Here is a 13462-nt window from a genome sequence, read left to right on the forward strand (position 1 = left end):
GTTTGAGTAATGGGGCTTTTGTATTGTACTACAATCAATTAAAATATTTCACTTTTATTTTTAATAAAAAAAACACTTTACTTTTTTCAAAATGTTGTCAATCTTACAATAAAAAACCACAACTGTTTATAATTGTATAAAAATGCATTTATCCTCTTAAACAAAATCACTTTTAACAATTTTAAGCTGATTATAATTTTATATTTGAATCTTACTTTTATTAATTTAAACCCCTAGCTATGATTCTTATTAGATTCAAAAAACTAGTGTTAGCTACGATAACCTTGCTAACAATAATAAGTTGCGGAAAGGAGGAAAAATCATTTAACACCACACTTGATTCTCCTTCAAAAAATATCAAAATTGATTTTTGGTTACAACAAGACGGCTCTCCTGCATATAGCGTTGCGCATAAAAACAGTACCGTTATTGATACTTCGACTATCAGTTTTGATTTTAAAGATCAAAATTCTCTAAATAAAGATTTAGAAATTGTTAATACGACAACTACTACTCAAGACGAGACATGGGAAATGCCTTGGGGAGAACAAAAAGACGTTCGCAATCATTACAACGAAATGGTTGTTCACCTAAAGGAAAAACAAGCTCCACATCGCTTATTTAATGTCTATTTTAGATCTTATGATGATGGTGTAGCTTTACGTTATGAATTCCCAAAACAAGAAGGTGTTAACGAAGTTGTTATTCTTGATGAACATACACAATTCAATCTTACAGGAAATCATAAAACATGGTGGATTCCTGGTGATTGGGATATTTATGAACACTTATATACCGAGTCTGATTTTACAGCTATCGATGCTTTATCAAAAGCTAATCACCCTTCTTTGGGGCAAACTTATATTCCAGAAAACGCAGTAAACACTCCTGTTACTATGCGTACAAAAGATGGTTTGCATTTAAGTTTTCATGAAGCAAACCTTACTGATTATGCAGGAATGACGCTTAAAATTGATCCTAAAAACCTTTCGATGACTAGTGAGTTAGTAGGTTCTGATCGTTTAGGGTATAAAGTAAAACGTGAATTGCCTTTTAAAACTCCATGGAGAACAATTCAAATTAGTGAAGATGCTGCTGGATTAATCGCTTCAAAATTAATCCCTAACCTTAATGAACCTAATAAACTAGGTGATGTTTCTTGGTTTAAACCTATGAAATATGTTGGAATCTGGTGGGAAATGCACTTAGGTAAATCTAGTTGGGATTTGGCTAGTGGTAAACATGGTGCTACTACAGAAAACACAAAAAGACATATTGATTTTGCTGCTGCAAATAACATTGGTGGTGTTCTTGTAGAAGGTTGGAATACTGGATGGGAACACTGGATTGGTTTTGAAGATCGCGAAGGTGTTTTTGATTTTGTAACACCTTATCCTGATTATGATTTAAAAGAGTTAGCAAAATACAGTAAAGAAAAAGGTGTTGAAATCATTATGCATCACGAAACGTCTGCTGCTCCTAGAACATATGACCAACAAATGGATAAAGCTTATGCGCTTATGGATACTTTGGGTATTCGTTCTGTAAAAACAGGTTATGTAGGAAAAATTATTCCTAAAGGAGAATATCATCACGGACAATGGATGGTAAATCATTATCGTAGAGCACTTGAGACTGCTGCAAAATATAATGTAGCTATTAATGCTCACGAACCTATTAAGGCAACAGGAATTCGTAGAACTTACCCTAATGCTATTTCTAGAGAAGGATTACGCGGTCAAGAGTTTAATGCTTGGTCTGCAGATGGTGGTAACCCTCCTAGTCACCTACCTACAGTAGCTTTTACTCGTATGCTTGCTGGGCCTATTGACTTTACTCCTGGTGTATTTAATATCAAATTAGCTCCATATAAAGACAAAAATCAAATCAATACTACACTAGCTCATCAATTAGCTTTATATGTAGTGATCTACAGTCCTATTCAAATGGCATGTGATTTGATCGAAAACTATGAAAACCAACCTGCTTTTCAGTTTATTCGTGATGTAGCAGTAGATTGGTCTCAAACTAAAGTATTAAATGGAGAAGTTGGTGATTTTGTTACTATTGCTCGTCAAGATCGTAACAGTGGTAACTGGTTCTTAGGTAGTATTACAGATGAGAACGCTCGTGATATTACTATTGATTTTAGTTTCTTAGACCCAAACAAATCTTATAATGTCATCGTTTATAAAGATGGCAAAGATGCACATTGGGATAACAACCCTACAAGTATCGCTATTGAAACTATTACAGTAAATGCTAACGCTAAAGAAACTTTCCACTTAGCAACTGGAGGTGGTTTAGCAATTAGCTTGATTGAGAAAAAATAAGGTTAACCTTTATATTATATAAAAAGAGCCAACGATAAAAGTATCGTTGGCTCTTTTGTGTCATTATAAAATTATTAGCGCCTTTTTTTATCAATATTTAAATCATAATTGATATGCTGTGTTCCATGAACATTTTTATCAAATACAATATTTATATCATAAGTTACTCCGTATTTTTTTACAACCTCATCTACTCTATTTTTATTCTCTCTTGCTATTTTTATTCCGCTATTATATCTATTTAAAGAACCAAATGCCATTGTTAATGTACCCAAACTTATACTCATTATAATAAGAGGCACTACAGAAATAATTCCTCCCTCAAACGCATATTTACCCATATAATATCCTAGATATATAATCAATACACTAATACTAAAGAATAACCCAAAATTAAAATACGATTCTATTTGTGTTCTTTTAATTTGTTGGTACTTAACATTAACCTCTATTATTTTTTGCTCTAGTTTCTTATCCAATATTATTCTAGAACAAATTCTGTTAAATTCTGGTTTTCTATTGGTTAAACTACAGGTAGTTCCTTCTTGTAATGTTACTATTTGATTATCGCATAAATGACAATGTCTAGCTAATTCAACCATATCTATTCGTTTTTATACGATAATACTTCTTTCTATTTAAATTTCAAATAGTTGGTCTTAAATCTTATTCTTTTAATTGATCTAGGTGTTTCTTATATAGCTTTTTATAATATGCTACTGCATTTTCATTTGCCATTTCTTCTTTTTGTTGTTCTAGTTTTTTTAACGCCAACTCAAAATACTTTTTTGCTTTCTTTTTTTCATTTAATTTGGATAAGCTTACACCTATTTTATCATAAAATTGCGATTGCATAGCATATGCTTCTGTTGCCATTGTATATAGGGTTACTGCTTCAGTATATTGCTTTTGTTCTTCTAGAAAAGATCCAAAATCATGATAATCATCTATCGATGGTTGGTTTTCATATCCTGTCCATGCAGAAAGTTGTTTATAAAAGCTTTTAAAACCATTTGCTACGTTTGCAGATTGTAATATTTCATGTTTTTGCTGTTGTGAAATCTTCCACTTTTTGGATAATTCTAGTAATCCATTATGTATACTTTCTGTAGGTGTTGTTGCGTGATCAAATCCTCTATACGTGTTAAAATACCAATCAAAATGAGTTGATTTATGTTGTTTCATTACCGAATCCAGTTTTTTTGCTGGTGGCAAAAACATTTGATCTACATTACCATCTGTACCCATTGTAGTAAATACAAACTTAACTTTCTTTATTATTTCTTTTAGGTTTCTATTTAGTTTAAGAAAAATCTCTTCGTCATCAATCTGTAGATTAGGGCTAATCGCTATATAAGCATTAAATAAGTCTGGTTGATCTACAATACTATTTAGAATAAACGTTCCGCCTAACGAATGTCCTATTGCTATTTTAAACGTATTTGCATTGTATTTCTCTTTGATTAAAGGATAGACTTCTTCTTGCAAATGATTTTCAAGTAATTTTGCTCCTCCTAGACTAGGTATCTTCCAATTTTCGTTTACAGGTGCTGGAGTTAATTCATATTGTCTTCGTTCTGCATTAATACCTACTACTATACTTTTAGGCAATCGTTTAATTTCAATTAAATAATCGATTATCGAACTGGTTAATTTAAAATAAGGATTCCATTGTGCATCAAAAACATAAATAACTGGTAATGCTTTTGTATTATCAAAATCTTTGGGAAGGTGAACTTTAATGGTACGTTCTTCTTTAAAATGTGATGATGTGATCTTGTGTACTTTATCTTCTAAAGATTGTGCATTGGCATATATACCATATAGACAAAAAAATGCAATTATTATTGCTCTCATATACTTTAATTGTTTTGAGCAAAATTAATGGCTTACTCTATTTTAAAATTGGTAAAAAGGGACACTAAACTACATATCACTCGAATGTCTCTCCTTGTTTTTTTCTTTAAATTCTATTTTAAAATTTCTATTAACTCAAAACTTAAATCTTTATTTTCTTGCCAAATTATTAGATAAACTCCCTCCCCTTTTTTAATGTTAATATTATTATTCACTGATTCTTTAGCATAAGCTATACATTCATCCAAAATTGTATCATTATTATTTTTTGTTACAAAAATTCTAGTTGAATTTGTTGCAAAAAACAATTTATCAAAATCTACTTTAAAACCTCCAAACCCCTTTGCACTTATTTCACTTTCTAAAACTAATGGAATATCAATTATTGTTGTTTTTCTCCACTATGATTTAATTTTGACCAAACTAAATCGTATAACCATTCTCCTTCATCAGCAATTCCTTTAAGACCACCCGTACTAACAAAATAATCTTTTTCATGTCCTATTTTAGTAATAATCGTTTTCAATAATTTTGTCCAATCTGTTTGCCAAGCATTTCCAGAATTATAAAAAGTACAAAACTCTTCTTTTCTTTTATTCAGTCTATTTGTAATCTCTATAGCTATTTTTGACATATTCTTATTTATATAGTATTTAATTCTATTTAAATGTCCAAAAGGTATCTTCACTCCCTAGATGTACTACATCTTTAAAAAAGGCTTTAGGGTTAATTCCTGTAAGTTTTTTAAAGTGTTGTATAAATTGTGCTTGGTCATAATACTCATTATCCAAGGCTACTGTTGTAAAAGAAGCGTCTTTATTAAACAATAGATAATCGTTTAAGGCTTTTCTAAACTGTACGATATCTATAAACTCTTTGGTAGAACAACATAAGTGTTTTTTAAATAAACGCAATATTGTTTTTCTATGCAATTGTGTGGTTTCTGCTAATTCTTGTACTGTTATTTTTTTTGAATCTAATATCAGAGCTATACATCTTATTAAAGCTTCTTCTTGAAATGCATTGTATTTACTTTCAAAAAAATCATCCAGAATAGTCACCTTTTCAGTTATAGTGGTTGCGGCATAAACTAACTCACATATTACTGTAAATTCGTTACCATAATAATTAAATGATTTGTCTACAGTATCTTGAGTTATATTACATAAAGTATCTTCTATAAAATGATTAATTCCTAGTTCTTGAAATACTATACCTATCTTATTAAACGGAGGATGAATCGTTGCTGTTCTTACTCTTTTTTGCACTCCCGAATAGATAAAGCTAAATGCTGAATCATTATCTGGAACTGTTTCGGCATGAAATGGAGTAAATACCGTTTTGGAATTTTTATATATCGTTAACGCATTTTTAGTATTGGGATAAAACGCCATATGTTTGCATGATGCTTCTTTGGACGCTTCATGAAAATAATAATATGAAATATAGTTTCGTAAAAACGTTTTATTTGGTTTTTGAGTAATAAATGTTTCTTGATTCAACTTATTTATTGGTATTATTAAAGCCAGTGCTTTAATACGGTTTCTTCTCAAAAATACATATTATCCTTTAATTCATTAATTGCTTAAATCATCTCTTAAATTTTACTATTCCTTTATGATACAATGCTAATCCCATTTGAAGTATTTGTTTTAATGTTTCAATCGGAATATCTTTATTTGGATCTATACTAAAACGCTTCATTTTAGCTCTATTTCCAGCTTCGAGTTTAGGATGTTCTAAATGAGTTCCTTCTACCATTAATACATAAGGTTCTTTCGTTTTTTTATCTATCCATAAATAGCAAAATGGCTTTTTGTAATAACAGAAGCAGGGCATTCCCCACTTCTGTGTTTCTATAATATTATCATCCTGCTCAAGAATAATACGTCGTAATGCCAATAAACAACTACGATTAGGTTCTTCTTGTTGGGTATAATATATAGTTGGTTCTTGAGTCATTTGATTTATTCTTTTACCGCTACCAGAATATCTACTTCTGCATCGTTTGGGTTTTGAGCTCTTTGATCATATACTTCAAAATCTACCGTATAACTTCGATTTAATTCCTTATCCATCTCCCATATTTTCATCCATTCATTAAAAACGACTCCTTGATTAAGGTCACCTTTACCGGTAATTTTTATATACATTCCTCCTTCAAAAGATTTTCCTTCCATGCCTTCTGGTATCTCCTCTAGCTCACTTACTTTACAACCGATGATAGTTGTATAATAACCTTTATAATCACTTTCGTAATCTGTATACATTCCATATACCGTATCGTCAATTCTATTGGGTATTTGTCTTACCAATTTTTCCTTCACAAATCTATTCCATAATGCTGGAATATCTTGAGCTGCTTTACCATTCTCGTTTGTTGTTCTTACTGTGATTCCAATAACCTTAAAAGGCTCTATTTTTGTATGTTGCATATTTGCTTTTTTGATTCTGTACAAAAATACATCGACCTTGTGTCAACAGTATGTCAGGGGTATTTTACAATTTTTGACTTTTCTTTTTAAAAAAATTTTTACGGAAAAACCATAAATCTAACTTTTACATAACGTATAAATAATATCTATACCGTAGCTGAGTTATATCTTTACATCGAGATATTTCATTTCTCAGTTATATGCGTTGAATTATACTATTAGTTATGAAATCGTATTAGACAATAGTATCGTTTGAATTAAATTTTTACTTTAAGAACTAACCTCTAATGCGGCATTAGAGGTTTTTCTTTTACATTCTTCCATGTATTCTTGTAATGTCATGGGGTGTGGTTCAAAACAACTGTGTAACCGCTGTATATTTTGTATACAATCTAGTCTAAAGGATCTAAAATCATTTCGTTTTCTACAAAATGCAATCAATATCCAATTTTCTTGAGTCGTGTATAAAGCAAATGGTTCTATAATACGATCTGTAACTATATCCTCTAATGATTTATAGCTCATGTTTACCAATTCAAAATTGGCTATACAGGATTGTATCTGTATTAAGTAATTACTCGTTTTTTCTTCTTCTAGATTATTTCTTACGTAGATTCTCTTGGTTAAAAACTCTATTTGATCACGTTGAGATGACTTTAATACTGATTTAATTTTGGTAATTGCATTTGTATACTGAGTGATTAACGATGCTTCTTTATTTTTAAGTATCAGGTGTTCTGCGACTAACAATGCATTAGCTTCTTCTTCGGTAAACATTACAGGTGGTAAGGTATATCCATCCATCATGGTATATCCTTTACCCTCTTCGGTTATTATAGGAACTCCAGATTGTTCCAGCGTTTTTATATCACGATAAATAGTGCGAATACTTACTTGATGTTTTTCTGCCAAATCCCGTGCAGTAACCAATCGATTGGCTTGTAATTGTATAAGGATTGCTGTAAGACGTGCTAATCTAGGTTTATCTGCTGACATGATTTATTTAAAAAGATTAAGGTATGGTTTTTCTTTAATTAAAAAATCTATTTTATTCAAAAAACAATTCTCCAATTTCTATTTCTTTTTTATCATCTTCTAATCTTATTATAATAACTTCTTCTTTTTCATTCTCTTTACCATAATTAAGAAACATAGTTGCTTTAAGAATAGTAGGTCCGGATATTTTCTGCTTTGTATCTGCAAAATAATTAGCCATAACTTTATATGTTCCTGATATAGCTTTTTTAAGCATAAACTCTTCTGGACCGAATCCACTTGTCATATCATTAGACATTCTTCCTCCTATTTTTGTTAGTTTATTGCTATAAAAAGCTTTCTCTCCTTTAGGGTCGATAACCCATAAGTCAATATCTGTATCATTGTGATTCCAATCTATAACTATTCTTATGTCTACAGGTAATCCTGTAAAGTTTTCTTTTTGTTCTTTACTTAATTTTAATTTGTTTTTATAGGTATTGAGTAATCGTGTTAGTTCTATATATGCTATTTGTTCAATACCATGAAACCTAAAACTTTGTTCTTTTTCTAATAACTCACCATTATAAATTTTAAATAATAAATCAAAACTCTTTTGTATGGCACCTACTTTTTCATAGGCCAATGCTAAATCTCTATATGATTGAGGATCTTCTGGTCTTAATTCTAGTACTTTTTCATATGCTTTAACAGCTAAATCATATTGTTTAAAATAAGTTAATTTATATCCTAAAGCTTTTATCAATTCATAATTATCTAATTCAATTTCTATAAGATTAGTCAATATCATGATTGCTATATCTGGTGCATTTTTCTTATCAAAGAAATCTGCAACATCCAGATAAAATGTAGGCATTTCATTATACGCTATCCTAATTTTATTATATGTATAATATGCTTTAGCAATTGATTTTTCTTTAGCCAAGAGCTTAATGTAAGGTACTTTAGGATTCCAAGCTTTTAGTGTTATCGATTGTTCATTTTTTTCATTAGTAACAGCATAACCAAGAGTTCTTTTTTCTCTTCTAACCTCTTGAGCTACTATAACAACTTCTTCTAATTCACTCGAAGCTGAATTTAATCTAATGTTCAGGGTATTCTCTCTTCTCACTGCTTGAGTTATAGCACTAAAACCTACATAAGAAAACTCTAAAACATCACCTTCTATTACTGTTATCGTATAACGTCCATCAAAATCAGTTTGTGTACCTATCGTTGTTCCTTTTACCACTACATTTACCCCTGGTAAAGCTACTCCTGTCTCATCCAAAACAACACCACTTATCGTTTTTGTATTTGCATTATCTCTAACACTATTTCTAGTATTAGTACTATCTCTATCTTCTCCTATTAAGAATTCATCTTGTTCTGATTCAACATTTTTTTCAAAATAATTTGAATCATACCAACTTTGGATCGCCAGGTAATCCCTAATAAGATTCTTTCTCTTTCGTTGTATTCTTTCTTGTTCTTTAATTTCATTTACAGTTATAGCTTCAATACGTCTTTTGTATTCTGCTCTTAAATCTTTGGGAGGTTCTATTCTATATCGTACATAATCTTCTATTCTATCTAAAATTATCATTGAAGTATATGCTGTAATTAAATGATAATGTTTCCCTAAATTAATAATAGCTTGTTTTTGAGCTATTTTATCTTTCATTAATGACTTAAGTTTTTGTTTAGCCCATAAACGTTTTACTTCTTCTGTTCCTTCTCCAATCTTAATCATCACTGTTGTACTATCTGTAACTCTACCTTGATATCCAAAATATAAAGTTATGGGTCCTTCTTTTAAAAACTTACCACTTAAAGTAAAATCAGCATCTACATTTGTTGGTTGATTAGGATAAACTTCTTTGATTACTTTGCTATGTTTTGCTCTTATAAATTGATATGTTTCTCGTTTTAATAGTGTTATAGCTTCTTTACTAGATTTACGTATTAGATTAATATAATTTCCTCCTGTAATTGTTGAAATCTCTTTTAGTTTACTATGATCTGCTGAAACTACAGTATTAATAGCATAAATAGGTTTCTTATTTTCTGCTCTAAAAGCACCTAAATTTGATAATCCGTCTGTAAATAATAATATCTCGTCTGTAGTTATCTTTAAATCCTTAAAAACCTCATACGAAGTACCTCCATCATAAACCACTTGTTTTATTTGAGTTTTTAATTGTTCCCAATTTCCGTTAGTTATAGTATAAATTCTATCTTGCTGTTTTTTATTACTAAAAGTGACCCATCGCACTTCAACATTTGCTAAGTATTGAAAATAATCATGTAATAACTCTAATTCTTGATCTAGATTGCGATCTTTCATAGAAAATGAAGCATCCCATAATATCGTAATCTTTTTAGGTTTATTTTTTAACCTTGTCTGCGGTTGTAATATTTTATACAAATGGAAATAATCACCATAAGTTAATACTTCATCCTGAATTGAATCCTTATCTATTTTGATTACAATAGGTTTATTAGCATTATATTTTTCTCTCGATAATTTAGTTTGATATACTTCTTTCCTTTTTTTAAATACCAAATCATAGGAATTCTTATTCTCTATTCTAGGTTTAACCTTTGTAAATGCTTGTATATCTAGTTTAAAATGTTCTAAAGGAGTTGTTATCCCTAATGGAAGTTCATATACCTGAGAAGTTTCTACTGTATGTAATGTTTGTTCAAAGGTAAGTACAATACGTTTATAACTTTTAGGTAGTATAGGGTAAATACGAGCTTTATAATTATTTCCTTGGACTTTCTCCAATAACCCAGGGTCTATATTCTGTCTTACCGTACTTTCAAATGCAACACGAGCTTGCTCTTTTTCTACAACAACTGCCTCTCTTAACTCCTCTCCTACCTCCATTGCAAATTTAGATACTGTTTGTCCTTCACTTAAAGGAAATACTAATTCTCCTTCGAGTGTACGATCTAATTCGTTATAGAATTTCATATCATAAGTAGTCGTAGCATAATTACCTATAATCTTTACAGCAACCTTAAGATGCGTAAGTTTTAGATCTTTCTCTTCTGCTATTGTTACTCTTGGTGTAAGTTGAGCCTGTATATAATTACTTACTATTAAGGTAAGAAAAAGTAATACTTGTTTCATAAGATTGCTGTTTTTTGGTTATTCTAAAATACAGTAATTCTTATGTCTTTTAAAAGTACCATTGAGCAAACTTGTATTTTGAGTGTGTGAAGTTGTCTTTTATTTAATCGTAATTATTAAAGATAATATTTCCTATTGTTTCAGTTTCCCAATATTCTATTTGCTGTATTTCAGATTTATCTAATAAAACTAAATATTCTTTCTTTATCTTTTCATTTAAAAAATCCACATATAAATATTCAAAATATTTATTTATTACCTGAATAATATGCTTAGGTAGATCATAAAATTCATTAAAAGGAAAATCGACCTTTTTAATTCCACAATAATATGGATAACATGAATTAATTCCTATATGGTGTTTTTCTATGTCTGAAAACAATGAAATCACATAATAATTACTATCAACTTTTGGTTCTAAAAGAGTTATTCTTCGATACAAGTTTAGCTTTTTAAATTCACTAGCTATTCTTTCTATTTCTTTTTTTTCTATCTGCGGAGGTGGAGATATACCTATTCTCCAAAACCCCGTAATTCCCTTAGGTAATACCTTTTCCATTTAATCTATTTAATCAGATTAGCAACAATCCCAATAAAAATAAGCTTTTGAAAAATCCTTTTTAATCAAGCTTTCTTTATCGATAAAAATATGAGCGATACCACTATCACCAAACATGATATAATCATCTACATCTATTTGCAGTAGTTGAATATCATTTTCTTGCTCTTTACTATATTCTCTAGGATCATATTGTGTAAAATCTGCATATCCTCCAATTTTATGACCTGTTGCATCAAAATAGTTATTAAATTCATTCTCTTCTTCTTCTTTTAATTGTTCTATAAAATCCCAATAACCAATACCATTGAAAAGAAAATCAAATTGAGAATCCTCTGAACTCCCTTTATCTATTCCTTTTTCAAAATGAAGTTTGTGAAGTTTATCTATAGGGATTTCTTCATAATCCTTAATCGTTAAAAAAGAAAAGTCTTTCAATGAAGGTTCATTTAAAGTTTCTTTTTCATGATATATTATTTTAACATCTTCATCATACCACTCTGTAGCCGAAAAAAAGAGTTGAAGAATTCCATCAGTTGGAAAAAAATCTATTTTAGGTATTTCCTCAAAATTTATTTGAGCTAACATTACCATAGGTTTTTCATTCTTATCTTTCGGATATTGTTTATTAATAGGAAAAAAAGGTTTTCCTAAAAACTTACTCTCTGTCAGTTTCAAATCATCATTTAAAGGATTTTCTTCTCGAGGATTAGCTTTAATACGAATGCAAGTTCTTTCATAAGCTTTTAAAGCTGTTTCATATTTCTTTAGAATTTTGGGTATCATTAATTATTCGCTTTTAGATTAATTTACAAATCTCTAAGTTCCTCCATTAAACTTTCCTGAACAAGCATTTTCTTTTTTTTCTCCCTTTCACCATCAATATTCACCACTTCTTATTTAAATCAATCCTCAATTTTGGATAAGTACTCACTATTTCTATATGTCTTTTAAACCTAATTTATACGGTTTAATTTGATAAAAAAGGTACTACCATAAATAAAATAACAGCTTTCCTTAAAAAACACACTAAAAAACACATTTAACTAAAAATCAAGTATTTACACCTGTGTTTTTGTTCCTTATAGCAAAGTAATTTTAACCTACAATTACAACGAAATCAAACATTAATACTTAAAAATCAAAACAATGAGTACTACAACAGAACAAAAAGTAATTCATGCTAGCTATTTTATCGGGATACCAGGTATTCGTGGTGGTGTAACACAAACAACTAACCTTATTATTGACACTTTAAACAGAGAAGTAATAGGTACTAGTCAAGTTTCTCAATCTACAAATCCACCATTAGATGTACAAAGTAATTTGTATGGAGAGTTTACTTATATGACCGTAATGCACGGACATAGTCGTATTCTACTCACAGCTACTGGTTATCCAAAAAATGAAATTTGGCCATTAGTGATGGGAGTTCCTACGCCACTTTTTCCTGCCAACTTAAAACTACGTATGGTACTTGACGAAGATTGGAAAAGAGGTATTGCTACCTATTCTTACAGAGATCGTGATGGTCAGATGGTAGAAATGATAAACATACCTGTTATCGCTACCAATATCTCAACAGTTGAAGTTCCAGAAGAGGCAGCTGTAGCGCAATAAACAACTATTAATCAAACCTTAATTATATAATCATGAGTACTACAACATTAGAACAACAACAAGGAACTAAAGAAGGAGCTACATTTGCGCCATTAATGCAATCCACTTATTTTTCTGAAAACGGGGAATTCCGTGTATTAGAGGATATCAACCGAGTAGAAAATACATCGGGAGCAAACGGAAGAGTTTGGTTAGTATTTACTAGTGATCTAAGCTGGCCTGGTCCTCAAGAACGCTTAATCGGAGGTCCTAGAGAAATTCCTGTACGATACGGAATTAGAGGTATTCCTTTAGACAGTATCAAAGTTCAAATTACTGAAGCTTTTAATAAGGCAATCGATTTATTACACAAAACTAACTGTGGAGATCGCTTTGTAGGTAATATCAATTTATATTGGCCACTTACTGCTCCTGGATTCAATCCTGAGCCTAATTATATTTTTGAAACAAATTGCCATGCGGTAATTACTGTAGGAGCTTTTACTGGTCGTGTACAGTATGATCATCCTACTGCATCATAAGTTATATTTCAACTATTTATTAT

13 protein-coding genes are annotated in these 13462 nt (G+C 30.2%); 3 read left to right on the plus strand and 10 right to left on the minus strand.

Annotated elements, in window-relative coordinates; all coding sequences use genetic code 11:
* The first annotated feature begins 239 nt into the window (after positions 1 to 239).
* On the plus strand, positions 240 to 2333 hold the full coding sequence (locus ACYEKI_RS02545) for a glycoside hydrolase family 97 protein (protein WP_459209586.1): 2094 nt from the start codon (positions 240 to 242) through the stop codon (positions 2331 to 2333).
* 74 nt (positions 2334 to 2407) lie between these two features.
* Here the strand turns inward: ACYEKI_RS02545 and ACYEKI_RS02550 are convergent, their stop codons facing one another.
* The 10 genes from ACYEKI_RS02550 to ACYEKI_RS02595 all read right to left on the minus strand — a co-directional run bounded on the left by ACYEKI_RS02550 (position 2408) and on the right by ACYEKI_RS02595 (position 12084).
* Positions 2408 to 2935, minus strand: a complete 528-nt coding sequence (locus ACYEKI_RS02550) for a hypothetical protein (RefSeq protein WP_459209587.1) — start codon at positions 2933 to 2935, stop codon at positions 2408 to 2410.
* A 64-nt stretch (positions 2936 to 2999) separates the two neighbouring features.
* Positions 3000 to 4190, minus strand: a complete 1191-nt coding sequence (locus ACYEKI_RS02555) for an alpha/beta hydrolase-fold protein (RefSeq protein WP_459209588.1) — start codon at positions 4188 to 4190, stop codon at positions 3000 to 3002.
* Positions 4191 to 4572: 382 nt separating this feature from the next.
* Positions 4573 to 4824: a hypothetical protein gene (locus ACYEKI_RS02560; protein WP_459209589.1), complete on the minus strand. Its 252-nt coding sequence runs from the start codon at positions 4822 to 4824 to the stop codon at positions 4573 to 4575.
* Between the two features lie 25 nt (positions 4825 to 4849).
* Complete coding sequence (locus ACYEKI_RS02565) at positions 4850 to 5743, minus strand: helix-turn-helix domain-containing protein (RefSeq protein ID WP_459209590.1); 894 nt, start codon at positions 5741 to 5743, stop codon at positions 4850 to 4852.
* 37 nt (positions 5744 to 5780) lie between these two features.
* Positions 5781 to 6152: a DUF1801 domain-containing protein gene (locus ACYEKI_RS02570; RefSeq protein ID WP_459209591.1), complete on the minus strand. Its 372-nt coding sequence runs from the start codon at positions 6150 to 6152 to the stop codon at positions 5781 to 5783.
* Positions 6153 to 6157: 5 nt separating this feature from the next.
* Complete coding sequence (locus ACYEKI_RS02575; RefSeq protein WP_459209592.1) at positions 6158 to 6625, minus strand: GyrI-like domain-containing protein; 468 nt, start codon at positions 6623 to 6625, stop codon at positions 6158 to 6160.
* Between the two features lie 270 nt (positions 6626 to 6895).
* Positions 6896 to 7621: a helix-turn-helix transcriptional regulator gene (locus tag ACYEKI_RS02580; protein ID WP_459209593.1), complete on the minus strand. Its 726-nt coding sequence runs from the start codon at positions 7619 to 7621 to the stop codon at positions 6896 to 6898.
* Between the two features lie 52 nt (positions 7622 to 7673).
* Positions 7674 to 10739: a VIT domain-containing protein gene (locus ACYEKI_RS02585; protein WP_459209594.1), complete on the minus strand. Its 3066-nt coding sequence runs from the start codon at positions 10737 to 10739 to the stop codon at positions 7674 to 7676.
* Positions 10740 to 10842: 103 nt separating this feature from the next.
* Complete coding sequence (locus ACYEKI_RS02590; RefSeq protein WP_459209595.1) at positions 10843 to 11298, minus strand: hypothetical protein; 456 nt, start codon at positions 11296 to 11298, stop codon at positions 10843 to 10845.
* Between the two features lie 18 nt (positions 11299 to 11316).
* Positions 11317 to 12084 (minus strand): YwqG family protein, encoded by a 768-nt coding sequence (locus tag ACYEKI_RS02595; RefSeq protein WP_459209596.1) that lies wholly within the window; start codon positions 12082 to 12084, stop codon positions 11317 to 11319.
* Between the two features lie 363 nt (positions 12085 to 12447).
* On the opposite strand from ACYEKI_RS02595, the gene ACYEKI_RS02600 reads away from it, so the two are divergent.
* The gene (locus ACYEKI_RS02600) at positions 12448 to 12918 is read left to right on the plus strand and encodes a DUF1842 domain-containing protein (protein WP_459209597.1); all 471 of its coding nucleotides are present in this window, start codon (positions 12448 to 12450) and stop codon (positions 12916 to 12918) included.
* A gap of 32 nt (positions 12919 to 12950) precedes the next feature.
* Positions 12951 to 13439, plus strand: coding sequence for a hypothetical protein (locus ACYEKI_RS02605; RefSeq protein WP_459209598.1), 489 nt, complete (start codon positions 12951 to 12953; stop codon positions 13437 to 13439).
* Positions 13440 to 13462 lie beyond the last annotated feature (23 nt).

Origin of the sequence: Aquimarina rhabdastrellae, from assembly GCA_947387485.1 — a bacterium.
GTDB lineage: Bacteria > Bacteroidota > Bacteroidia > Flavobacteriales > Flavobacteriaceae > Aquimarina.